Source organism: Microbacterium jepli, assembly GCF_047237905.1.
In the GTDB taxonomy this organism is placed as follows: Bacteria; Actinomycetota; Actinomycetes; order Actinomycetales; family Microbacteriaceae; genus Microbacterium.
Genome location: NZ_JBDFLW010000005.1, coordinates 117,279 through 141,161 on the forward strand (window position 1 = coordinate 117,279; position 23,883 = coordinate 141,161).

A 23,883-nucleotide genomic window follows, 5' to 3' on the forward strand; every position below is an offset into this window, starting at 1 on the left:
ATGGCACGCGGCGACTGGGACCCCGAGAACCTCCCCGACCTGTCCGGTCGCACCTACCTCATCACCGGCTCCAACGCCGGCCTCGGCTACTTCTCCGCCGAGCAGCTCGTCGGTGCGGGCGCCCACGTCATCATGACGGGCCGCAGCCCGAACCGGCTGGCGGCGGCGCGCGCCGCGGTGACGCGCCGGGTGGTGGATGCCGGAGCCCCCGGCAGCGTCGAGACCCTGCTGCTGGACACGAGCAACCTCGGATCGGTCCGCGCGGCCGCCGCGACCGTCAAGGGCCGCGGCAAGCTCGACGGCCTGCTGCTGAACGCCGGCATCGTGCACCCGCCGAGGGAGCGCGAGACCTCGCTCGACGGCAACGAGCTCGTCTTCGCCACCAACGTGCTCGGGCACTTCGCGCTCGCGGGCGCCCTGCTGCTGACGCTCGCGGCAGGACGCGGCCGCATGGTGTGGCTCGGCAGCATGTCGACGTCGCTGGGGGCGCAGGACCCCGTCGATCCGCAGCTGCGCGAGAACTACACCGGCTGGCGCGCGTACGTGCAGTCGAAGGTCGCCACCACCGCCCTCGGCTTCGAGGCCGATCGAAGGCTGCGCGACGCAGGCGTGCCCGTGCGGAGCATCATCGCCCACCCCGGATACTCCGTCAGCGGACGCACCCGCGGCGTCGTCGGCGTCAACGAGCCGAGCCGGCTGGCGCGCTTCACCGACAACCTCCAGGCTGCGCTCACGCAGTCGAAGGAGCGCGGCGCCTGGCCGCTGGTGCGCGCGCTCGCCGATCCCGAGGTCGAGGGGGGCGACTTCCTCGGACCGCGCTTCGTGACCCGCGGCGAGCCGCGGAAGGGCAGGGCGTCGAAGATCACCCGCGATCCGGAGATCGCCGAGCGGCTCTGGGGGGTCTGCGAGGACGCCGCGGGCGTGCGCTGGCCGTTCCTCAAGGCCACCAAGACCCGCCGCTGAGGCTCGCACCGCTCGCTCCGCGTTTCACCTGACGCGTGTTGTCGCCGTCTCGCCGCCGTTCCGACATCTTGCGTCAGATGAACACCCGACCGGCTGCGCGAATGACGCCCGAGCCGCGCGTTGAGCGAGCGCAGCGAGTCGAAACGCCGCACCCCCCGCTCGTCGAGCGAGCGCGGCGCATCGAAGCGCCCGCCGCCGGGTGAGCGGGCTCAGGCGGTGAGCCAGACCGCCTCCGCCGCGCCGGGCGGCAGCGACAGGGGCGTGCCGTCGAGCTCGCAGGTCGCGGCATCCGTCACCACCATCTCCGTGCCGGGGCGGACGCCCGCCTCCTCCAGCGCACGCAGCAGACCGGCGTCGCGGTCGCTCACGCGCAGCACGCGACCGCGGTGCCCTGCCGGCGCCGAGCCGAGGATGACGAACTCGTCGCGGTGCACCCGGCCCGCGGCATCCGGGATCGCATCGCCGTGCGGATCGAAGCGCGGGCGTCCGAGGCGCTCGTCGATGCCGTCGAGCAGGCGATCGCTGATCGAGTGCTCCAGCACCTCGGCCTCGTCGTGCACCTCGTCCCAGCCGTAGCCGAACTCCTGCACGAGCCATGCCTCGATGAGCCGGTGCCGGCGGATCACCCCGGCCGCGCGCTGCTCCCCGTCGGCGGTGAGCGAGATCGGCCCGTACGGGCGGTGCGTGACGAGGCCCTGCGCGGCGAGCTTCTGCACCATCTCGGTGACGCTGGACGGGGAGAGGCCCAGCACGAGCGCCAGCTGCGACGGGGTGATCTTCTCGCTCTGCCACTCGGTGTGGTGGTAGATCGCCTTCAGGTAGTCGTCGATCGCGGGGGAGGCCACGGACCTCAGGCTACCGGCGGCCGCCTGTCAGCCGCCGCCGAGCACGAGCCAGAGCAGCACGCCGTTGAGGGCGATGAGGAACACGGATGCCGCGATCCCGGCCGCCGTCGTGATGCGCCGGTTGCGGTGCTCGCCCAGCAGTGCGCGGTCGGCCGTCAGGACGATGAGCGGAATGAGCGCGAACGGGATGCCGAACGACAGCACGACCTGGCTCAGCACCAGCGCGAGGGTCGGGTCGACGCCGGCGCCCAGGATGATGAGCGCCGGGATGAGCGTGACCAGACGGCGGGCGAGGAGCGGGATGCGCACCCGGAGCAGTCCGTGCATGATCTCAGCACCGGCGTACGCGCCGACGGACGTGCTGGCCAGGCCGCTGGCGAGCAGACCGACGGCGAACAGGGTCGCGACGACCGGTCCGATGCCCGCCTCCAGCGCCGAGTAGGCGCCCTCGAGGGAGTCGGTGCCCGGCACGCCCGCGAGGTTCGCGGCGGCGAGCAGCAGGATGCACAGGTTGACCGTGCCCGCGATGAGCATCGCGATGCTCACGTCCCAGCGGGTGGCGCGCAGCAGCCGGGGGATCGGGATGCCGGTGGCCGAAGCATCCGTCCCGTCCTGGGGCTCGGTGTCCGCCATCCGATGACCGGCGAAGCGGTCGCGTGCGAGGGCGGAGTGCGCGTAGATCGCGTGCGGCATGATCGTCGCGCCGAGGATGGAGGCCGCCAGCAGCACCGATTCGGCGCCGTCGAAGCGGGGGACGAGTCCCGCGACGACGCCGGCCGGGTCGGGCGGGCCGACGAAGACTCCGACGGTGAAGCCGACTGCGATGATGACGATGAGTCCGACGATGACGAACTCGAAGGTGCGGGCGCCGCGCCGGGTCTGCAGGACGAGCAGCGCCATCGAGACGAGGCCGGTGACGAGTCCGCCCCAGATCAGCGGGAGACCGAAGAGCAGGTTGAGCGCCACGGCGCCGCCGATGACCTCGGCGATGTCGGTGGCCATCGCGACGAGCTCGGCCTGCAGCCAGTAGGCGCGGCGCGCCCACGGGCGGCGGATGCGCGTGCCGAGGTTCTCGGGGAGGCTGCGCCCCGTGACGATGCCGAGCTTCGCGGAGAGGTACTGGATCAGCCAGGCCATGACGTTGCCCAGCACGACGACCCACACCAGCAGGTAGCCGAAGCGGGCGCCGGCGGTCATGTTGCTGGCGACGTTGCCGGGGTCGAGGTAGGCGACGCCGGCCACGAGCGCCGGACCCAGCAGCCAGGCCAGCCGCTGCGGCGTCGGCGGCCGGGTCGCGCGTCGCGGAGCGGCCCGCAGCGTCGCGGAATCTTTCGGCATGCCGAAAACCTATCAACTCGGTCCGCCGGCGGGTAGTCCGGACGACACACACTCGCGTTGCCGCTCGCCCTGCCCGCGTGCACAGCTCAGGCAATCTGCTGCCGTGTGGACAGCGGCCCCGCGGAATCCCGCGGTTGTCGGCCGAGGTGACGTCGGATCTGCCTGCGTTGTGCACGAGGAGGGCCGGATACTGTGGGCCGGTGAGCGCGGAGGGGAAGCAGGACGAGCCGGAGGAGGCGCGGCTGCCGCACGGCGTCGGGCCCTGGCCGGACGGCGCTCCCGCCGGTGCTGGGTCGGCGCCGCCCACCGACCCGCGCTACGACCCCGAGCTGCTCGCGCAGGGCGACAGGCGCAACGTCGTCGACCGCTACCGGTACTGGCGGATGGACGCGATCGTCGCCGATCTCGATGAGCGGCGGCATCCGTTCCATGTCGCCATCGAGAACTGGCAACACGACATGAACATCGGCTCGATCGTGCGCAGCGCCAACGCCTTCCTCGCCGACAGCGTGCACATCATCGGCCGCCGCCGCTGGAACCGTCGCGGGGCCATGGTCACCGACCGGTACCAGCACGTCGTGCACCACGAGGACGTCACGGCCTTCCAGGCATGGGCTGCGGGGGAGGGCCTGCCGATCATCGCAGTGGACAACGTCGAGGGGTCGCTTCCCCTCGACCGCGCCGACCTGCCGGAGCGGTGCGTCCTGCTGTTCGGGCAGGAGGGCCCGGGGCTGTCCGCAGAGGCGCAGGCCGCGGCATCCGGCGCCGTGGAGATCACGCAGTACGGCTCGACGCGCTCGCTGAACGCCGGCGCCGCCGCGGCCGTCGTCATGTACGAGTGGTGCCGGCGGTGGGCGAGGGGCTGAGTCAGTCCTGGTTGGATTCGCCGGCGGTGAAGGCCGCCGCGCCCCCCGGAGACCAGGCGACCATCGAAGACTCGCCCGCGGGCTCGGCAGGAGCGACACCGGCCGCCGCGCGCCCGCCGAACAGCACGTGCGCGATCCCCTCCGCCGCTTCCATCATCTCGGTGAGCGCAGCATCCAGATCGGCGTCCGTCGGGGTGCGGTCGGCCACCGCGGCACGCAGCACCACCCGGCGGATGAGCTCCTTCGCGAATGACGCGGTGACGCCATCCGCGCGGTCGGCCGCGGCGTCGAGCGCGTCGGCGGACAGATCGACCCCGGAACCGTAGATGCGGAACAGCTCGCGGCGGGCCGTCGCATCGGGGAGCGGCACCTCGACCGCGAGGTCGATGCGTCCTGGACGAGCGGCGAGTGCCGGCTCGAGGATCTCGGCGCGATTGGTCGTCAGCACGAAGGCGACGTCGGCATCGCCGTCGAGCCCGTCGAGCGCGTCGAGGATCTCGAAGAGCAGCGGCTGCGGCCCGCCGAACATCATCCGATCGGAGGCGACGAGATCGACGTCTTCCAGCACGACGATTGACGGCGTCATCGCCCGCGCCAGACGCACCGCCTCGCCCACCGCACCGAGCGTCATGCCCTGCAGCAGCACCGCGGTTGTGCCGGGCGTCTCGCGCAGCAGGTGACGGACGGTGAGGGTCTTGCCGGTTCCCGGCGGGCCGTACAGCAGGAGGCCGCGCTTGAGGTGCTGGCCGAGGCCGCGCAGGGCATCGGCGTTCTCGCCGATGCCCACGACGTGATCGCGGACGCGCGTGAGGAGGCCGGCCGGGAGCACCACATCGGCAGCCGCGACGCCCGGGCGCTCGAGGAACACCATCCGTCCGACGCGATCATGATCGTCCGACTTGGCGAAGGTCACGATGTTCCCGCGCACGACGCTCAGCTCGTTCATGCGTCGGCGGAGGTGCTCGACGACGGCGGCGGTCGTCGCCGGGTCGTCGGTCAGGATGTCGAGCTCGGCGTTCTCCCGGCCGAACATCCGCGCCGCGCCGCGCTGGAGCACGGCGACGGGCTTGTCGTGGAAGTGCAGCAGTCGGATGCCGGCGGTCACGGTCTGCCGCGACGTGCCGAACCCGGTGGCCGACGTCTGATACTCCACGGGGCCGTCGGGGGAGAAGGTGCTGAAACGGTGGCGCAGCAGCCCGGCGAAGTCCTCGTGCTGACGTTCCTGACCGCCCTCGATGCCGAGGAGCTCGGCGCGCGGGTCGGCAGCAGCCAGCTCTTCGAGAGCGAGATCGACGTCGACCAGACGATGCGACGGGATGCTCTCGCGGACGAGGGGGAGAGATGCCGCGTTCACACCCAGGTGCGCATTGATGCGCTCGCCGAGCGGCGTGACCCGCGCCGCACGCTCGTCGGGCATCTCGTTCAGACGGGCCACGAGGGACCGCAGGTCGCGCAGGAGATTCCGCTCGTCGGAGGACTGATCCATGGCCCTCACCCTAACGAGGGGCTGAGTCAGTCCTGGTTGGCGGTCTGCGGCGTGATCACGTAGGTGTAGACCGCCGGGACCGTCGTCGACAGGGTCAGCGAGTGACCGCTGCCGCCCGAGAACGCGATGCTGCCGAGGTCTCCGCGAGCCGCGTCGCCGGCCGTCGAGCAGCGCAGCGGCTGCAGCTCGTTCGTCTCCACGGGCGCGGGGGTCATCGTCATGGCGGAGCCGTCGGCGGACTGGCACACCAGCGTCAGCTGCCACTGGCCCTCGTCCTGGGTCAGGTCGATGACGGCGTCCTTGCCGGGCTCGACCTCGCCGGCGCCGCGGGCGACCTCGGTCGATCCGCCGACCTTGTCGTCGGGGAGTGCCACGAGCGCCCAGGCCTCCACGGCCGCACCGGTGGGCAGCAGGCTCGCGTCCACGCTCTTCGTCGGCAGGGGGGTGAATCCGCCGTCGCCACCGTTCGATTGCGGCTCCGAGGCGGAGCATCCCGCGAGCACACCGACGGCAATGGCGACGGATGCCGCGGCGCCGGCCCTGCGCGAAAGCGGTGACATGACCCCACGATAGGCAGGCATCCTGGAAACCGGCACCACATCGGGCGCGAGCCGGGAGAGCGGATGCTGCGGCTCAGACGCCCGCCGTCATCCACGCCTGCCCGCGCACACGCCTGCCGAGCGTGAGCAGCCGCGCGACCATGTAGACGCCGAAGAACGCGGCGGCCAGCCAGGCCAGCCCCGGCGCGTCCATCGGGTGCAGCACCCCGACGAGGACGAGCGCGGGGACGTACGGCACGAGGTTGAGGGCTCCCGCCAGCGCCAGGTACTTCGCGTCGCCCGCGCCGATGAGCACGCCGTCGAGCACGAAGACGACCCCCGCGATCGGCTGCGCGACCGCCAGTACGAGGAGCGCCGGCTGGATCAGCGCGGCGAGCGCCGGGTCGCCGGTGAAGACGAGCCCGATCACGCCGGAGAGCGCCGCGATCAGCCCGCCGACGATGACCCCGAACCACGCTCCCCACGCGACGGTGCGGGTCAGGACGCGCTGCACCTCGCCGGTGTCACCCGCGCCGAGCCCCTTGCCGACGAGGGCCTGGGCGGCGATCGCCAGGGCGTCCAGCGCGAACGCGGCGGTGGAGAACATCGTGAACGCGACCTGCCAGCCGGCGAGCTCCTCGGTGCCGAGCAGGCTCGCGACGCCCACGGTGCCGAGCAGGGCGGCACGGAGCGACAGGGTGCGCAGCAGCATCCATCCCCCCGACAGTGCCGACGAGCGCACGCCCGCGCCCTGCGGACGCACCGATGCGGAGTGGGTGCGCGCCAGCCGTCCGATGACGACGACGTACGCGGCGACCATGCCCCACTGCGCGAGCACGGTGCCGAACGCCGACCCGGCGATGCCCCACCCGAGGCCGTAGATGAGCAGCCAGTTGAGCAGGGCGTTCGCGGCGAAGCCGATGCCCGCGATCCACAGCGGCGTGACGGTGTCCTGCATGCCGCGCAGCAGTCCGGTCGCGGCGAAGACGACGAGCATGGCCGGCAGCCCCCACACCGAGATGCCCAGGTAGATCTCCGCCTGCTCGGCGACCTCGGGGGCGGCGCCGAAGAGCGCCACGAGCCCGGGCGTGGCGAAGGAGCCGGCGAGGGCGAGGATCGCGCCGATGCCGACCGCGAGCCACATGCCGTCGATGCCCGCCGAGACCGCACGGCCCGGCTCGCCGCCGCCGAAGCGCCGGGCGACGGCGGGGGTGGTCGAGTACGCCAGGAACACCATCAGCCCGACGATCGTCTGCAGCACCGCGCCGGCGATGGCGAGGCCCGCCAGCGGCGCGGCGCCCAGGTGCCCGATCATCGCCGAGTCGACGATGAGGAACAGCGGCTCGGCGACCAGGGCGCCCAGCGCGGGCACGGCGAGCCGCAGGATGTCGCGGTTCAGCGTCGCGGACCCGGTCATGTCGTCAGCCTAGGAGCGACCGGATGCCGCGCTCGGCCGAACACGTCGGCACGGCCTCGACCACCCCTCGGGACGACCCCTCACGACCCGGCCATAGACACGGCGCATATCCTGGATCGCATGACCGACACCCTTCCCCCCGGGCTGGCCCTGGACGACCTCAGTGCCGAGATCCGACCGCAAGACGACCTCTTCCGCCACGTCAACGGGCAGTGGCTCGAGCGCACCGCGATCCCCGAGGACAAGGCCCGCTGGGGCTCGTTCCACCTGATCGCCGAGCAGGCCGAGAAGGACGTCCGCGCGATCATCGAGGAGCCGCAGGACGCCGAGCCCGGCACGGAGACGCGCAAGATCGGCGACCTCTACACGAGCTTCGCCGACACCGCGGCGATCGAGGAGCGCGGGGCGACGCCGCTCGAGCCGAGCCTGGCCGCCGCCGACGCGGTCACCGACATCCCCTCCTTCCTCCGCACGGTCGGCTCGCTCGAGCGCGACGGCGTGAGCGGGCTCATCGACCTCTACGTCGAGCCCGACCCGGGCGATCCGACGCGCTACGTCCCGTTCCTCATCCAGGGCGGCCTCTCGCTGCCCGACGAGAGCTACTACCGCCTCGACAACTTCGCCGAGACCCGTGAGGCGTACACGGCGCACATCGGCCGCATCCTCGGCCTCGCCGGCGTCGACGACCCCGAGGGCCAGGCGCAGCGCATCTTCGCGCTGGAGACCGAGATCGCCTCGCACCACTGGGACAACGTCCGCAGCCGCGACGCCGTCGCGACCTACAACCTCAAGACGTGGGCCGAGGTGCAGGAGCTCGTCGGCGTCGACCTGCAGCCGTGGCGTGACGCCGTCGGCGCGTCGCACGCCGACGCGTTCGAGGAGGTCGTGGTCTATCAGCCCAGCTTCTTCGAGGCCCTCGGCGGACTGCTCACCGACGAGCGCATCGAGGACTGGAAGGCGTGGCTGCGCTTCAAGATCGTGCACTCCGCCGCGCCGTTCCTCTCCGAGGTGTTCGTCGACGAGAACTTCTCGTTCTACGGCACGCAGCTCACCGGCGTGCCCGTGAACCGCGAGCGCTGGAAGCGCGGTGTCGGGCTCGTCGAGGCGGCGCTGGGCGAGGCCGTCGGCCGCGTCTACGTCGAGCGCCACTTCCCGCCCGCCGCCAAGGAGGCGATGGACGAGCTGGTCGCCAACCTCATCGAGGCGTATCGCCGCAGCATCCGCTCGCTCGAGTGGATGACCCCCGAGACGCGCGAGCGCGCGCTCGCCAAGCTCGACGCGTTCACGCCGAAGATCGGCTACCCGGCGAAGTGGAAGGACTACTCGACGCTCGAGATCGACGCGTCCGACGTCGTGGGCAACGTCCGCCGTTCGCATGTGTGGGAGCACGACCGTCAGCTCGGCAAGGTCGGCCGGCCGATCGACCGCGACGAGTGGTTCATGACGCCGCAGACGGTCAACGCGTACTACAACCCGCTGATGAACGAGATCGTGTTCCCGGCGGCGATCCTGCAGTACCCGTTCTTCGACGCCGATCGGGATGCCGCAGCCAACTACGGCGGCATCGGAGCGGTCATCGGCCACGAGATCGGCCACGGCTTCGACGACCAGGGCAGCCGCTTCGACGGCGACGGATCGCTGCGGGACTGGTGGACCGATGAGGACCGCTCCGCCTTCGAAGAGCGCACGTCGGTGCTCATCGCGCAGTACGACGAGCTCGTGCCGCGCGGGCTCGCTCCGGAGAACCACGTGAACGGCGCCCTGACAATCGGCGAGAACATCGGCGACCTGGGCGGACTCGGCATCGCGCTGAAGGCCTACGAGCTGTCGCTCGACGGCCAGGAGGCCCCGGTCATCGACGGCTACACCGGCGTGCAGCGCCTGCTGCTCAGCTGGGCGCAGGTCTGGCAGCAGAAGGGCCGGGATGCAGAGACGATCCGTCTGCTGACGATCGACCCGCACTCGCCCAACGAGTTCCGCTGCAACCAGATCGTGCGCAACGTCGACGCGTTCTACGACGCCTTCGAGGTGACGCCCGCCGACGAGCTGTGGCTCGACGAGGACAAGCGCGTCACGATCTGGTGAGCTCCGCGACCCGGGCGGGGCACCGGCCGGGTCGCGACTCCCGCTCCCCGCACATCGACGAAGGAAGGACCCGCCCGTGGGCACGCCGCCGGAGCCCGCTCGGGACACCGAGCCGCTGCGCGGCACCCGCGGAGCCGGACGCCGTTCGCCCCGCCGTGCGGCCGCGGGCCGGCGCTCCTTCGCGTCGACGCTGAAGACCCTCGACGCGCTCGCCGCCTCGGGTGCCCGCATCTCGGTGCGCGTCGACGACCTCGACCGGGGCACGGAGCTGCTGGCCGGCGACGACTTCGAGACGCTGCCGATCGCGGGCATGGGCGTGGTGCCGCTGCTCATAGAGGTCGCGGCGGCCTTCGAGGCCGGCACGCTCGAGCCGTTCGAGATCGTCGAGCGCTCGTCGGTCGATCCGGTGGTGGTCGCCGGCGTGTGGCAGCACCTCGCCGCGCCTGCGCTTCCGCTCGTCGATCTCGCGGTGCTGGCCGCGTCGACCGGCGACGCGCTCGCGGCGAACGCCCTGCTGGAGCGCCTGGGCCTGCCTGCCGTGCGAGCGCGCATCGAGGCCCTCGGCCTGACGCGGCTCGCCCTGCTCGACCGCTTCCGTGACGCGCGCGGCCTCGACGATGCGCCGCACGTCGCGCTCGGGTCCGCGCGCGAGCTGGCGGCGATGTTCGCCGCCCTCGTCGACACCTCCGCCGTCTCGACCGGCGTGAGCGCCCAGGTCTCGGAGTGGCTGAGCCGCGGACACGACCTCTCGCTCGTCGCCTCCGCCACGGGTCTCGACCCGTTCGCCCACGAGAGCGATCAGCACGGGCTCCTGCTCGTGAACAAGACGGGCCGGGACGCCGGGGTGCGCGTCGAGGCGGGCGTGCTGGCCGGGCCCCGGGCCGGGGTCGCGTACGCGCTCATCGTCTGCTTCGACGACCTCTCGATCGCGCACCGGCTCCGCGCGCACGACGCGTTCCGCGTGCTCGGGACCGACCTCATGGAGTACGTCATCTAGGCGCACCGCCGCCCGTCGGCGCGGATCGCCGCCCAGACGGACAGCGGATGCCGCGGCATCCGCTCCTCTATGCTGGCGCCGTGAGCACCGCCGCTTCCACCGCGCCCGACGTCGCCGCAGCCGGCCCCGCGCGAGCGCGCGACGACCGCATCACCCTGCGCTTCCTGACGACACCGGCCGACACCGCGGCGGGAGGCCGCTCGGTCGCGGCAGGCAGCGTCATGGAGTGGATCGACAAGGCGGGCTACGCCTGCGCCGTGGGCTGGTCGGCGGCCTACTGCGTCACCGCTTACGTCGGCAACGTGCGCCACCGCCGCCCGATCGCGCCGGGCAGCCTGATCGAGGTGCAGGCGCGTCTCGTGCACACCGGGCGCTCGAGCATGCACGTGGTGGTGACGGTCTCGTCCGCCGACGTCGACACCCGCCTGTACACGCCGGCCACGACCTGCATCCTCATCTTCGTCGCGAAGGACGCCGACGGCCGGCCGCAGCAGGTGCCCTCGTGGGAGCCGCGCACGCGCTCCGACCGGGTGCTGGCCGAGGGGGCGCTGCTGCGCATCCCCGCCCGCACCGAGATCAAGAGGCTGATGCTGGAGGAGGAGTACACGGATGCCACGGCCGCGCCCCGCAGCATCCTGCGCTTCCTCGTCCCGCCCGGGGTCGTGAACTGGGGCGGCAAGGCCCACGGCGGCACGGTGATGCGCTGGATCGACGAGAGCGCCTACGCGTGCGCCGTCGGCTGGATGGGGAAGGACCCGCTCGCGGATCACGCCGTCGCGGTGTACTCCGGCGGCATCCACTTCTTCGCGCCCGTGCGCATCGGCGACATCGTCGAGGTCGACAGCCGGCTCATCCACACGAGCGACCGCAGCATGCACGTGAGCACGCGCGTGCTGACGGCCGACCCCCGTGCACCGCACGAGCGCACGCTCACCACCCTGTGCCTGAGCGTCTTCGCCGTGCCGGGGGAGGGTGGCGTCGCACTTCCCGTGCCCTACTGGGAGCCGGTCGAGGCCGAGGACCGGCGGCTGAACGCGCACGCCCGCGAGATCATCCGGCTGCGCGAGGACATCGTGCCGATCGCGGCGTCGCTGTCGCTCGAGCCCTGAGGGGCGCGGTCTACGCGGGTCCGTCGAGGCTGTCGACGAGGGCGAGGCCGCGGCGCGCCCACTCGATTTCGCCGCGCGCGCGCTCGACGAGACCCTCGTAGGCGAAGCGCTTGAAGGCGACCGTGCGGTCCTGCTCCTCGGCGGGGGTCTGCGCGAGGCGGCGCATGAGCATCGGGTTCTCCCGCGCGTCGATGCGGCGTAGCTCGATCTCCCACTGCTCGCGCAGCTCCTCGTGGTGCTCGATGTGCCCGACGAGGAACGCCCGGGCCGCCTCCGGCGTCGTCGTCTCGAGGTACGCGGCGCGCAGATGCGCGGGGTCGCGGACCCGCGCATATTCGAGCGGTGACGACATCCACGCCAGGAAGGCCGCGTCTCCCGCGGGGGTCACGTGGTAGACCCGGCGGGTGCCGCGTTCGCCGCGCGCCTGCTCCTCGCCCTCGATGAGCCCCTCGGACTCCATCTTGCGCAGCTCGGGGTAGATCTGGGAGTCGGGCGCATGCCACACGTGGCCCACCGACAGGGAGAACTGCTTCTGCAGGTCGTACCCCGACAGCGCCCCGACGCGCAGGATCGCCAGCAGCGCGTAGCGCAGGCTCATGGCGCCTCCCGGAGGTGTCGAAACGGAGTGAGGGGGCCCGGCCGGCGACGAACCGCGCGACCGAACCCCCTCGAGACTATTGCCCGGCCTCAGGCCGACTCGTAGCCGGTGCGCCAGCCGCCCTGGTAGGTGGCGCGGGCGACGGTGGAGTACGGCACCGGGCTGACCACGGCGCGCACCTCGGTCTGCTCGTGGGGCTCGACGCTGGCCTTCTTCGTGCCGCCGTTCGGCTCGCCCCAGACGACCTTGAGCTCGGTGCCCTCGGGCACGCTCGGGTCGACGGTGGCGAGCGACAGGCCGCGACGTTCGTTGGCGCTGTAGCCGGTGAACATCGAGTAGCCGACGACGGTGCCGTCCGCATCCACGACGGCGTCGTAGTTCGCCGAGCCGTAGTTCGCCAGCGGCAGGTCGAAGAACTTGTAGTTGGGGCCGTCGACGTTCAACAGCGACGTCCAGACCTTGCCGAGGTCCTCGGCGTCCCAGGCGAGCGTGACCTTCTTGCGCTGCGAGGCGGGGTCGATCTTCTCGAGCGCGTCACGGCCGATGAAGTCGTGGTCGAACTTCACGAACGAGCCGTAGCCGAGCTCCCACGGCGTCAGGTAGTAGTCCTCGATGTCGTCCGAGACGAACGAGCCGGCGAGCGTGCCGGTGGCCTCGTAGCCGTCGGCGGGCAGCCACTCGCGGTAGGCGCGCTCCGCCTCGCCGGTGTAGATGGCGGGGAGCGGCGAGGGGATCCAGCCCGACTCGAGGGTGTTGGACGGGTACGCGCGGGAGCCGACGGGAAGCAGGCCGAACTCGGCGCCGGCCTCGACGATGGCGGTCCAGATGCGGTCGTGATCCTCGTAGGGGCCCCAGATCTCGAGGCCGGGGGCGCCTGCCATGCCGTGACGCAGCGTCTTGACGGTGGTGCCGTCGATCGTCATCGTCGACATGTTGAAGAACTTGAGCTGCTCGAGGGAGCCGCCGTTGAGCTTCTCGATGACCGACCAGGCGTTGGGGCCCTGGATCTGGAAGCGGTAGTACTGGCGCGTGACGGCGTGGCCGTAGGGACGCGAGGGCGAGCGACGGTCGACGGTGATGTCGAGGTTGCTGTAGCCGCCGGTCTCGCCGTGGAACATCAGCCAGTTCGACGCGGGCGCACGGCCGACGTAGGTGTACTCGTCCTCGCCCTCGCGGAAGAGGATGCCGTCTCCGATGACGTGGCCCGACGCGGTGGTGGGCACGTACTGCTTGGCCTTGTTCAGGGCGAAGTTCGCGACCGAGTTGATGGCCGTGTCGGAGATGAGCTTGATGGCGTCGGAGCCGCTCAGGAACACGTTGTCCATGTGGTGCGACTGGTCGTAGAGCACGGCGGTGTCGCGCCACGCCTTCTGCTCCTTGATCCAGTTCTGGAAGTCGGCCGGCACGACGGGGTAGATGTACGAGCCGATCTGGGAGTTGCGCAGCAGCTCGACGGGGCTTCCGGCCGCGTCGATGACTTCCTGCAGATTCTTGGGTGCCACGGTGAACCTCTTTCTGTTCGGGAGGGGGGAGGGATGCGGCGAGGCATCCCTGGTTTCAGGAGAAGACGATGGTCTGGTTGCCGTCGCGGATGACCCGGTCCTGGGCGTGCCACTGCACGGCGCGGGACAGGACGGCCCGCTCGACGTAGGCGCCGCGGGCCTGGAGGTCGGCCGCGCTCATCGAGTGGTCGACGCGGGCGACGTCCTGCTCGATGATGGGGCCTTCGTCGAGGTCCTTGGTGACGTAGTGGGAGGTCGCGCCGATGAGCTTCACGCCGCGCTCCTTCGCCTTCCGGTAGGGCGCCGCGCCGATGAAAGCGGGGAGGAAGGAGTGGTGGATGTTGATCACCGGCACCCCGACGGCGTCGAGGAAGTCCTCCGAGATGATCTGCATGTAGCGGGCGAGGACGACGAAGTCGACGTTGCCGCGCAGCAGGTCGAGGATCTTCGCCTCGGCCTCCGACTTGTCCGGCCCCTGCGAGGGGACGTGGAAGAAGGGGATGCCGAACGAGCGGACGTCCTCGGCGGTGTTGGTGTGGTTGCTGATGACCATCGGGATGGTCACGGGCAGTTCGCCGCGGCGGTGGCGCCACAGCAGCTCGAGCAGGCAGTGATCGGACGTGGAGGCGAGGATCGCCATCCGTTTCGGGATCGACTGGTCCGTCAGCGTCCACTCGAGTCCGAGCGGGGTGACCGTCGCGGTGAGGTCCTCCTCGATCACCGGCATCGCGGCGGCCAGGTCGGGGCGGTGGAAGACGACTCGCTGGAAGTACTCGCCGCCGTCGGCGTTGGAGGAGTACTGGTCGAGGGTGGTGATGTTGCCGCCGTTGCGGGCGATCAGGGCCGTGACGGCCGCCACGATTCCGGGGCGGTCGGGGCCGTGGACGATCAGGCAGGCGTGATCGGCGAGCGCAGGGGTGTGCACGGTCATGGGGGCTCCTGTCAGGACTGGGCGCCGAGGTAGTCCCGCGCCCACTCCGATGTTGCCAGCAGTCCGCCGAACGTATAGAAGTGCAGGCTGACCTTGCCGGCGGCGGGGTCGGCGGACACGAGCGTGGCGAGATCACTGACGAAGCGGTCGGGTCCGGCGGTGCCCATCAGGTTGGTGAGGGAGAAGCCGTATTTCTTCACGATCATCGCGTTCGCGCCGATGCCGAAGCGGCGGGCGAAGCCGAGCAGGCGCTTGATGCCGGCCGGTCCGGGGGTGCCGATGCGGATGGTGGAGTCGATGCCGCGGGAGCGCACCTGGTCGATCCAGCTCATGACGGGGTCGGTGTCGAAGGAGAACTGGGTCAGCACGGTGGTGCCGAGGTTCTGCTCGCGGAGGGAGACGGCCTTCTCGTCGAGCGAGCGCCACAGCACCTCGTCGGAGATGTCGGGGTGGCCCTCGGGGTAGCCCGCGATGCTGACCTCCTTCACGCCGTAGTCGGCGAGGATGCCGGTGCGGATCACGTCGTACGCGCCCTCGTACGGTCCCTCGGGAACGGCCGGGTCGCCGCCGACGACGAAGACGCTCTCGGTGGCGTCGACGTCCTGCAGCCGGGAGAGGAACTCCTCCAGCTGCGCCTGCGAAGAGAGGCGACGGGCGGAGATGTGCGGCACCGGGATGAAGCCCATGTCGCGCACGGCCTTCGATGCCGCGACGCGCATCTCGAGGTCCTCGTTCCCGAGGAACGTCACGTTGATCTTGGTCCCCTGGGGGATGGAGTCCTTCGCCTCGATGAGGCCGGGGACGTCCTTGCCCGTCATCTCGAGCGAGAAGTCGCTGACGAGCTCGCGTTCCGCCGCGGCATTCCGCGTGGACGTGGTGTGTGCCATGAGCGAGGTCCTTTCCTCCGACCGGCCGGACGCCTCTTCGCGTCCTCGCTGAGCACTTTACCTATACACATAGGGAATGTACATAGCGACTTCGGATGCCGCGGCCGCAGGCCCGCTCAGGAGTCGGCGTCGCCGTCGACCAGGGCCTCGCTCTCCAGCGTCATGAGCGCGCGCGTCTCGTCGAGGAGGCGCTGCAGGAGGTCGTTCAGGCGGACGATCTCGTCACTGTCGAGGTGGGACAGCACGATCTCCTGCCCGCGCAGGGAGATCGGGAGCATGAGGTCGTGCATCTCGGCGCCGGCCGTCGTCAGGTACATCGGCCGGGATCCCCGGGGGCCGTCGGACAGCACGATCAGCCGGCGCTCGAGCAGCGTGGCGACGCTCTTGGACACGACCGCCTTGTTCATCGCGGCGTACGCCGCGATGTCGGTCGCGGCCATGCCGGGGTTCACTGCGAGGGTGGAGATCACGCGCCAGTCGTTCGTCCCGAGGCCGTATCGCCGCCGCAGCTCGTGCGACTCGCGCCAGACCAGTGCGTTGGAGACGAGCGCCAGCAGCCGCGGGGTGAAGTGGTCGGGGTCGATGGTGTTCGGCAGCGGCTCGGTGACCACGTCCGCTCTGCCGGCGTCGCCGCCGACCGTCATGTGCGCCATCGCCCATCCTCTCGCCGGGGGCGGTACGGCGTCCTCGCCGTACCGTGTGCACTCCATGGAACACCCCCAGGAGCGTGGATGATTCCCCGGAAAGTAGTTTACGTGCATTCCTGTTTACATGTAAATGAGATCGTGCTAGCTTCACTTCTCGTCGGACCCGCCCTGCGGCGGACGACCATCACGGAGCGTCGACGAAGACCTGCTGCATGCGCCTTCCCGACGTCCACGCGACCCACGACGAGGAGGCTTGCGATGAGCGACACCGTTGCCCTGACCACCCAGCGACCCAGCGTCGCGGAGCTCGAGGAGCTGGCCTACGAGCTGCGCGCCAAGCTCCTGCAGCTCTGCGGCACCTACGAGGGCGCCGTGCACATCGGCGGAGACCTGTCGGCCGCCGACATCTTCACGGCGCTGTACCAGTACGGCCTCAGCGTCGACCCGACCGACATCCGCAACCCCGCCCGCGACCGCTTCGTGCTGAGCAAGGGCCACGCCGCCGTGTGCATGTACATCGCGATGGCCATTCGGGGGTTCTTCTCCTACGACGGCATCGTCGACACCTACGGTCAGCTCGACAGCGCGTACGGCATGCACCCCTGCAAGGTGCAGCTGCCCGGCGTCGAGTGCTCCACCGGCTCGCTCGGTCACGGCCTCCCGCTCGCCGTGGGCATGGCTCTCAGCGCCCGTGGTCGCGGCGAGTCGCACCGCGTCGTCTGCCTGCTCGGCGACGGCGAGACCGGTGAGGGGTCGGTCTGGGAGGCCGCGATGGCCGCCCGCAGCAACCAGCTCGGCAACCTGGTCGCCTTCGTGGACCGCAACCGTCAGCTGATGACGAGCTTCGCCGAGGAGCGGGTCGTGTTCGAGCCGTACCCCGACAAGTGGGCGGCCTTCGGCTGGAACGTGGTGCAGGTCGACGGCCACGACATGTCGCAGCTCGTCGCCGCGATCGACGCGCTGCCGGCCACCGACAGCGACCGGCCCACGGTGGTCATCTGCGAGACCGTCAAGGGCAAGGGCGTCGACTTCATGGAGGCCAACCTCGCCTGGCACGCCGGGTCGCTGGGCGCCGCCGATCTCGAGCGGGCGATGGCCTCGCTCGACGCATCCCGCCAGAAGGAGTCCGTCTGATGCCCAAGACCTTCACGTTCGGTGAGTTCCTCGGAGCCCGCTCCGTCATCGGGACCACCCTCGCCGAGCTCGGCCACGAGCACCCGAATCTGTGGGTGCTGACCCCCGACATCGGCGCCACGGTGATCGAGTTCCGCGACACCTTCCCCGACCGGTTCATCGACGTCGGCCTCGCCGAGCAGGTCTGCGTCGGCATCGCCGCCGGCCTCGCCTACGACGGCAACATCCCCGTCGTATCGGGCATGCTGCCCTTCCTGTCGATGCGCGCGCTCGAGCAGATCCGCACCGACGTCTGCTACCCCAACCTGCCCGTGAAGATCATCGGCACCCACGGCGGACTGGTCGGCAACGGCGGATCCACCCACTACGCCGTCGAGGACCTCGCCCTCATGTGCGCGCTCACCAACATGACCGTGACCTCCGTCGGAGACCCGCTGATGGTGGGCGAGGTGATCCGGCAGTCGATGTCGATGGAAGGACCGCTGTACGTCCGGCTCGCGGTGGGCAAGAAGGACAAGGTGCTCTACGAGCCCGGGGAGCACGACATCCGCATCGGCAAGGGCATCACCGCCCGGCAGGGCACGGATGCCACGATCTTCACCCACGGCACGGTCGTCGCCCAGGCGCTCGACGCCGCCGACGAGCTGGCCAAGGACGGCCGCTCGGTGCGGGTGGTGGACATGTTCACGCTCAAGCCGATCGACGCCGATCTCATCGTGCAGTGCGCGGAGGAGACCGGCGGCCGGGTCGTCGTCCTCGAGGACCACCTCGCCTACGGCGGTCTCGCCAGTCGCGTCGCCGACGTGGTGGCCGATCGCGGGATCCGCCTCGCCGCCTTCGAGCGGCTCGGCATCCCGCAGGTCTACGCCGGCTTCGGCGACGACGAGGAGCTGCGCGACAAGCACGGCTACGGGCTGTCGGCCACCGTCGCCGCCCTCCGCCGCGTCATCGCCGCGGACTGATCCCCCCTCGTGCCCCTCGCTCAACGGAGAGTCGAATGAGAACAGTCGCCGTCACCAGGATCGGCAGCCTGCGCGACCCGGACGAGTCCGCCCGCGGACGCATCGGCATCGTCGACATGCCCCAGCCCGACCTCGGGCCGGAGGACGTGCGCATCCGCGTCGCGTACTCCGCGATCTGCGGGTCCGACCCGCACCTCGCCGAAGGGTTCTTCGGCACGGACGTGCCCATCGGCCTCGGCCACGAGCTGTCGGGCGTGATCGAGGCGCTCGGCGAGCGGGCCCACCGCAACGGCCTGCAGGTCGGCGACCGGGTCTCGGGGAACTTCCTGCGGTTCTGCGGCACCTGCCGCCCCTGCCAGGAGGGCAAGCAGCAGTTCTGCGAGAACATCCAGGAGTACAACCGCCCGGGCATGGCCGAGACGATCACCTGGCACGAGTCGCAGGTCTACCGACTGCCCGACGAGGTCACGCTCCGGCAGGGATGCCTGCTCGAGCCCACCTCGGTGGCCGTCCGGATCGCCGACAAGACCCGCATCCGCGTCGGCGACCGCGTCGCGGTCTGCGGCGGCGGCCCGATCGGACAGCTGACCCTCCAGGTGCTCAGGATGTACGGCGCCACGTCGCTGACCATGATCGAGCCCATCGCCGAGCGCCGCGAGATGGCCCTGCGCCACGGAGCCCAGCACGTCATCGATCCCGTCGCCGAGGACCAGCAGGCCCGCGCCGACGCGATCACGGACGGCCGCGGCTACGACGTCGTCGTCGACGCGTCCGGCTCGCCCCGCGCCGTCCAGGGCCTCCTCGACATCGCCGCGAAGGGCGCCACGGTCGTCTACGGGGCGATGTACCCGCACGACTTCGCGATGCCCCTCAACCTCTCGGATCACCTGTACCTCAAGGAGCTCACGCTCACGGGCGTGTTCGTCTCGCCGTACGCGTTCCCCCGCGCCCTGCAGGTGCTGCCCCTGCTCGATCTCGACGAGCTGACCGAGGCCGTCTTCGACCTCGACGACGCCACCGAGGCCTTCGCCGTCCACGTGAGCGGCCGGCATCCGAAGGTGCTGCTCCGCTGCAACGACCTCGACGACCTCGGGAGCGCCTCATGACGATGACGGATGCCGCGGCTCCCGCGGTCGCGCCCGGGACGCCCGCGCTCGAAGCCCGCGACATCGTCAAGCGGTTCGACGGCGTGCACGCGCTCGACGGTGCGCGCTTCGAGGTGCTGCCGGGCGAGATCCACGCGCTGCTGGGCGAGAACGGCGCCGGCAAGTCGACGCTGATCAAGGTGGTCACCGGCCTCTACGCCCCCGACGAGGGCGTGCTCCTGCGCGACGGCGAGGAGGTCGAGTTCGCCACGGTGCGCGCCGCCAACCACGCCGGCGTCGTCGCGCTCTACCAGGAGCTGTCGGTCATCCCGTCGATCAGCGTCGCCGAGAACATCCTTCTCGGCGACCAGACCCCGAGCCGCGGCGGTCTCGTGCAGTGGCGGGCGCTCAAGCGCAAGGCGCGTGCGCAGCTCGACAGCATCAACCAGCGCATTCCACTGAACATGCTCGCCGGCGACCTCACTCCCGTGCAGCAGACGATGGTCGCCTTCGCGCGGGCCCTCGCGACCGACGCGCGCGTGCTGATCCTCGACGAGCCGACCGCCTCGCTGACCGACACGGAGATCACCGACCTGTTCGCGGTGCTGCGCTCGCTGCGCGAGCGCGGCGTGGCCATCGTCTACGTGTCGCACCGCCTCGAGGAGGTCTTCGAGCTGTGCGACCGGCTGACCATCATGCGCAACGGCCGCACCATCGTCACCAAGGACGTCGCGGACTCGCACATCGACGAGGTCATCTCCACGATGGTCGGCCGCTCCGCGGGCGAGCTCTACCCCGAGCGGGGCTCCGGCGCCGGGGCCGTCGCCCTGACGGCCGCGCACATCGACGGCCGGCGCGTGAAGGACGTTTCGTTCGAAGTGCGCGAGGGCGAGGTCCTCGGCATCGGCGGGCTGGCGGGTTCGGGCCGCAGCGAGCTGCTGCGCATCCTCGCCGGGGCGCAGAAGCACAGCGGCGGCGTCGTGACCGTCGGCGGCACCACGCTGAAGCAGTCGGCCGGCGTGGGCCGCGCGCTCGAGGCCGGCATCGCGCTCGTCCCGGAGGAGCGCCGCAGCCAGGGCGTCATCCTCGGAGCGACCATCCAGGACAACATCGCCGTGGCCAACATCGGCGAGGTCAGCACCATGGGAATCGTCTCGGCCTCCCGCATCTCGGTCATCACCCAGCGCGGGATGAAGGACCTCCAGATCAAGGCGCGCAGCCCCCGGCAGCCCGTCAGCGAGCTGTCGGGCGGCAACCAGCAGAAGGTGGTGCTGGCAAAGATGCTGGCCCGTCGTCCGAAGGTGCTGCTCATGGACGAGCCGACCCGCGGCATCGACGTCGGCACCAAGGCGGAGATCTACCGCCTCATCCGGCAGCTCGCCGAGGGCGGTACGGCCGTCATCGCGGTCAGCTCGGAGCTGCCGGAACTCATCGGGATGAGCGATCGCATCCTCATCATGCACGAGGGGCGGGTCTCGGGAGAGGTCCCCGCCGAGGGCGCGGACGAGGAAGTCCTGCTCGCGTACTGCTACGGAAAGGCGGAAGCACATGACCACCACCAGTAACCCCGGACTGGAGGACACCTCGACCTTGCGCGTTCCGCGCCGCTCGGTCGGGCAGTCGCTGCTGTCGTCGGGCACCGTGCTCGCCCTGGTCGTGCTGATCATCTTCTTCTTCGCGATGCGACCCGACGTGTTCCTGAGCTTCACGAACGTGCGCAACATCCTGTACCAGGTGGCGATCCTGGCGATCATCGCCGGCGCGCAGACGCTGGTCATGGTGGTCGGCGACTTCGACCTGTCGGTGGCGGCCACGTCGGCCCTGGCGGGGGCGACGTCGGCGGCCCTGATGCTGGGCGGCACGCCCACGGGCGTCGCCATCCTCGCCGGCCTCGCCGTCGGACTCCTCGTCGGTCTGGTCAACGGGCTGCTGATCGCCTACCTGAACCTGTCGGCCTTCGTCGCCACGCTCGCGACCCTCACCTCGGTGACGGGTCTGGCGTATCTGGTGACGCAGGGCACGACCCTGTTCAACCTGCCGGCCGACTTCAACAACCTCGGCCAGGGGCGCATCCTCCAGATCCCCCTGCCGGTGTTCTTCGCGATCGGCGTGCTGCTCGTGCTGTGGTTCGTGCTGAAGTACACGACTCTCGGCCGGCGCTGGTACGCCACCGGCGGCAACGTCGAGGTGTCGCGGCTCTCGGGCGTGAACGTGCGCCGGGCGCGGCTCCTCGCCTTCACCGTGGCGGGCGTAGTCTCGGCCTTCGGCGGCATCCTGCTGGCGGCCCGCCTCGGCAGCGCGAGCGCGGTGCAGGGGTCGGACAACCTCCTCTTCTCCGTCGCCGCCGTCTTCCTCGGCATGACCGTGGTCCGCTCGGGCGCCGCGAACATCGTCGGCACCGTCGTCGGCGTCGCGATCATCGGCGTCATGAGCAACGGCCTCAACATCCTCGGCGTGAACTCGTACGTCCAGCAGGTCGTCACGGGCCTCATCATCATCGCCGCCGTCACCCTGTCGTCCCTCAAGACGCGCGAACGCTAGCGCCGGCGCGTCCGACCCCTCGACGCTCCGGCGCCCCCGCGCCGGCTCGTCACCTCGCAGTCCCACCCGCAATCCGCAGTTCAACGAAGGAGTTACACATGCGCAAGCGAATCTCGTCTCTGGTGGCCGTGGCCGCCGTGACCGTGCTCGCCCTCACCGGATGCTCATCCGGATCGGGCGGCGGCGGCGGCACCGGCGGCTCCGGCGACGGACCGTTCAAGGTCATCGCCTTCACCTCCGGCAACCAGACGCCCATCGGCGCCTGGTGGGTCAAGGCGGTCACCGCCAAGGCCGACGAGCTCGGCTGGGATCTCACGATGATCCAGGGCGACTTCGACTTCCAGAAGATGAACCCGCAGGTCGAGAGCGCCATCGGCCAGGGCGCCGACGTCATCCTCGACGGCTACACCGACGTCGCCTCGATCAGCTCGATCGTCACGGCCGCCAAGGACGCGGAGATCCCTATCTTCGCGATCGACAGCGCCACCGAGGCCAGCGACGCGTTCGCGCTCAACATCACCTCCGACCAGCAGGGCATCGTCGATGAGACCGTCGGCGCGCTCGAGGAGCAGCTCGGCGGGCTCGAGGGCAAGACCGTCATGGTCATCGGGCACGACCCGCACCCCGGCATCCGCCTGCGTGCGGGCCTCGCCGAGGAGGCCTTCAAGGCGGCCGGGGCGACCATCGCCGGCGGCTCCATCCAGAAGGTCAAGTCGCCCGCGACCGGCCGCACCGAGGCCCTCGCGCTCACGGCCGACTACCTCTCCGCCAACCCCGACGGACTCGACGCCGTGTGGGTGGGCTGGGACGACGCCGCGCTCGGCGCGGCGAAGGCCATCACCGAGGCCGGATCGAAGGCGAAGGTCACGGGCGTGGATGCCACGAGCGAGGCCATCGCGGGCATCGAGGGCGGCGGGGCGTTCCTGGCCACCGTCGAGCAGCCCTGGCCCTCGATCCTCGACACCGTCATGGAGGCCGTCCAGGCCTACCAGAAGGACGGCACGATGCCCTCGAGCAACTTCGACGCCGTCGCGACCACCCTCGTCGACAAGGCCAACGCCTCGACGATCACCCCGTCCGACAAGCTCCAGTGATCCGCGGAGGGGCGGGAGCAGCATCCTCCCGCCCCTCGTCCCCTCTCCCCTCACACCAGAAGGTCTGCCATGCGCTTAGAAGGAAAGGTCGCCGTCATCACCGGCGGCGCCAGCGGGATCGGTCGCGCGACCGTTCTGAAGTTCGTCCGGGAGGGCGCGAAGGTCGTCGTCGCCGACCTCAACCTCGAACAGGCCGAGGCCGTCGTGGCGGAGGTCGAGGCGCTGGGGTTCGCCGGTGCGGCATCCGCCTCGAAGGTCGACGTCTCGCAGTTCGCGCAGGTCGAGGCCACGGTCGCCCACGCGGTCGAGGTGTTCGGCCGCCTGGACGTCATCTTCAACAACGCGGGCATCGCCGGCGGCAAGGCGCTCCTCGATCACGATCCCGCGGTCGACTACGCGCCCATGATCCGCATCGACCAGGACGGCGTCTACTACGGCATCCTCGCGGCCGGTCGTCAGTTCCGCGAGCAGGGCACGGGCGGCGTGATCATCAGCACCTCCTCCATCTACGGCGAGCAGGCCGCGGAGCTGGCGTTCACCTACAGCGCCGCCAAGGCCGCCGTCATCTCCTTCACGCGCTCCGCCGCATACGAGCTGGCCGAGTACGGCGTACGGGCCGTCGCCATCACGCCCGGCCGCGTCGCCACGCCGATCATCGGCCAGTTCAGCGCCGAGCTCCAGGCGCTGTTCGCCTCCGAGCAGCTGCGGGGGCGCATGACCGCCCCCGAGGAGATCGCCGACGTCGTGGCGTTCCTCGCCTCCGACGAGGCCAACGTCATCAACGGCACCGTCGTGCACGTCGACGACGGCTACTCGGCCTACAAGCAGCGCTTCACCCTGCCCACCTTCTGAGCACG

At 70.7% G+C, this 23,883-nt stretch carries 22 protein-coding genes; 12 read left to right on the top strand and 10 right to left on the bottom strand.

Features of this window, described 5'->3' with window-relative positions; translation table 11 throughout:
• Positions 1–963, top strand: a complete 963-nt coding sequence (locus ABC304_RS04860) for an SDR family NAD(P)-dependent oxidoreductase (protein ID WP_412929258.1) — start codon at positions 1–3, stop codon at positions 961–963.
• Positions 964–1,172: 209 nt separating this feature from the next.
• Here the strand turns inward: ABC304_RS04860 and ABC304_RS04865 are convergent, their stop codons facing one another.
• On the bottom strand, positions 1,173–1,808 hold the full coding sequence (locus tag ABC304_RS04865; protein WP_412929260.1) for a metal-dependent transcriptional regulator: 636 nt from the start codon (positions 1,806–1,808) through the stop codon (positions 1,173–1,175).
• 27 nt (positions 1,809–1,835) lie between these two features.
• Complete coding sequence (locus tag ABC304_RS04870) at positions 1,836–3,146, bottom strand: Nramp family divalent metal transporter (RefSeq protein ID WP_412929262.1); 1,311 nt, start codon at positions 3,144–3,146, stop codon at positions 1,836–1,838.
• A gap of 200 nt (positions 3,147–3,346) precedes the next feature.
• On the opposite strand from ABC304_RS04870, the gene ABC304_RS04875 reads away from it, so the two are divergent.
• Complete coding sequence (locus ABC304_RS04875; RefSeq protein ID WP_412929263.1) at positions 3,347–4,012, top strand: TrmH family RNA methyltransferase; 666 nt, start codon at positions 3,347–3,349, stop codon at positions 4,010–4,012.
• Between the two features lies 1 nt (position 4,013).
• Here the strand turns inward: ABC304_RS04875 and ABC304_RS04880 are convergent, their stop codons facing one another.
• The 3 genes from ABC304_RS04880 to ABC304_RS04890 all read right to left on the bottom strand — a co-directional run bounded on the left by ABC304_RS04880 (position 4,014) and on the right by ABC304_RS04890 (position 7,454).
• Complete coding sequence (locus tag ABC304_RS04880) at positions 4,014–5,498, bottom strand: AAA family ATPase (RefSeq protein WP_412929265.1); 1,485 nt, start codon at positions 5,496–5,498, stop codon at positions 4,014–4,016.
• A gap of 26 nt (positions 5,499–5,524) precedes the next feature.
• A complete protein-coding gene (locus ABC304_RS04885) occupies positions 5,525–6,058 on the bottom strand; it encodes a hypothetical protein (protein WP_412929267.1) in 534 nt (177 codons plus the stop codon).
• A 73-nt stretch (positions 6,059–6,131) separates the two neighbouring features.
• Positions 6,132–7,454 (bottom strand): MATE family efflux transporter, encoded by a 1,323-nt coding sequence (locus tag ABC304_RS04890; protein WP_412929268.1) that lies wholly within the window; start codon positions 7,452–7,454, stop codon positions 6,132–6,134.
• A 120-nt stretch (positions 7,455–7,574) separates the two neighbouring features.
• Here ABC304_RS04890 and ABC304_RS04895 point away from each other — a divergent pair, with 120 nt between their 5' ends.
• The 3 genes from ABC304_RS04895 (at position 7,575) to ABC304_RS04905 (ending at position 11,645) form a co-directional block, all read left to right on the top strand.
• A complete protein-coding gene (locus tag ABC304_RS04895; protein ID WP_412929269.1) occupies positions 7,575–9,539 on the top strand; it encodes a M13 family metallopeptidase in 1,965 nt (654 codons plus the stop codon).
• Between the two features lie 76 nt (positions 9,540–9,615).
• Positions 9,616–10,536, top strand: coding sequence for a serine hydrolase (locus ABC304_RS04900; RefSeq protein WP_412929270.1), 921 nt, complete (start codon positions 9,616–9,618; stop codon positions 10,534–10,536).
• An 80-nt stretch (positions 10,537–10,616) separates the two neighbouring features.
• Positions 10,617–11,645 (top strand): acyl-CoA thioesterase, encoded by a 1,029-nt coding sequence (locus ABC304_RS04905; protein ID WP_412929272.1) that lies wholly within the window; start codon positions 10,617–10,619, stop codon positions 11,643–11,645.
• A gap of 10 nt (positions 11,646–11,655) precedes the next feature.
• On the opposite strand, the gene ABC304_RS04910 is transcribed toward ABC304_RS04905, so the two are convergent.
• From ABC304_RS04910 to ABC304_RS04930, 5 genes are all read right to left on the bottom strand, one after another.
• Positions 11,656–12,243, bottom strand: a complete 588-nt coding sequence (locus tag ABC304_RS04910) for a PadR family transcriptional regulator (protein WP_412929273.1) — start codon at positions 12,241–12,243, stop codon at positions 11,656–11,658.
• A gap of 89 nt (positions 12,244–12,332) precedes the next feature.
• Positions 12,333–13,745 carry a vanillate/3-O-methylgallate O-demethylase gene (gene ligM, locus ABC304_RS04915; protein WP_412929274.1) on the bottom strand — a complete coding sequence of 471 codons (1,413 nt, stop codon included), beginning with the start codon at positions 13,743–13,745 and terminating at the stop codon, positions 12,333–12,335.
• Between the two features lie 55 nt (positions 13,746–13,800).
• On the bottom strand, positions 13,801–14,676 hold the full coding sequence (gene purU / locus ABC304_RS04920) for a formyltetrahydrofolate deformylase (protein WP_412929275.1): 876 nt from the start codon (positions 14,674–14,676) through the stop codon (positions 13,801–13,803).
• A gap of 11 nt (positions 14,677–14,687) precedes the next feature.
• Positions 14,688–15,563, bottom strand: a complete 876-nt coding sequence (locus tag ABC304_RS04925; RefSeq protein ID WP_412929276.1) for a methylenetetrahydrofolate reductase — start codon at positions 15,561–15,563, stop codon at positions 14,688–14,690.
• Positions 15,564–15,679: 116 nt separating this feature from the next.
• Positions 15,680–16,216 carry a MarR family transcriptional regulator gene (locus tag ABC304_RS04930; RefSeq protein WP_412929277.1) on the bottom strand — a complete coding sequence of 179 codons (537 nt, stop codon included), beginning with the start codon at positions 16,214–16,216 and terminating at the stop codon, positions 15,680–15,682.
• 252 nt (positions 16,217–16,468) lie between these two features.
• Between ABC304_RS04930 and ABC304_RS04935 the strand changes: the two genes are divergently transcribed.
• The 7 genes from ABC304_RS04935 (at position 16,469) to ABC304_RS04965 (ending at position 23,878) form a co-directional block, all read left to right on the top strand.
• Positions 16,469–17,344: a transketolase gene (locus ABC304_RS04935; RefSeq protein WP_412929278.1), complete on the top strand. Its 876-nt coding sequence runs from the start codon at positions 16,469–16,471 to the stop codon at positions 17,342–17,344.
• Complete coding sequence (locus tag ABC304_RS04940; protein ID WP_412929279.1) at positions 17,344–18,306, top strand: transketolase family protein; 963 nt, start codon at positions 17,344–17,346, stop codon at positions 18,304–18,306. The genes ABC304_RS04935 and ABC304_RS04940 overlap by 1 nt, the downstream gene beginning before the upstream one ends.
• Positions 18,307–18,341: 35 nt before the next feature.
• Entirely contained in the window at positions 18,342–19,412 is a 1,071-nt protein-coding gene (locus ABC304_RS04945; RefSeq protein WP_412929280.1) for a zinc-dependent alcohol dehydrogenase, read from the top strand.
• Complete coding sequence (locus ABC304_RS04950) at positions 19,409–20,956, top strand: sugar ABC transporter ATP-binding protein (protein WP_412929281.1); 1,548 nt, start codon at positions 19,409–19,411, stop codon at positions 20,954–20,956. Before ABC304_RS04945 ends, ABC304_RS04950 begins: the two co-directional genes overlap by 4 nt.
• Positions 20,940–21,932 carry an ABC transporter permease gene (locus ABC304_RS04955; protein WP_315267526.1) on the top strand — a complete coding sequence of 331 codons (993 nt, stop codon included), beginning with the start codon at positions 20,940–20,942 and terminating at the stop codon, positions 21,930–21,932. The genes ABC304_RS04950 and ABC304_RS04955 overlap by 17 nt, the downstream gene beginning before the upstream one ends.
• 98 nt (positions 21,933–22,030) lie before the next feature.
• Positions 22,031–23,026 (top strand): sugar ABC transporter substrate-binding protein, encoded by a 996-nt coding sequence (locus ABC304_RS04960; protein WP_412929283.1) that lies wholly within the window; start codon positions 22,031–22,033, stop codon positions 23,024–23,026.
• 69 nt (positions 23,027–23,095) lie between these two features.
• Positions 23,096–23,878, top strand: coding sequence for an SDR family NAD(P)-dependent oxidoreductase (locus tag ABC304_RS04965; protein WP_412929284.1), 783 nt, complete (start codon positions 23,096–23,098; stop codon positions 23,876–23,878).
• Positions 23,879–23,883 lie beyond the last annotated feature (5 nt).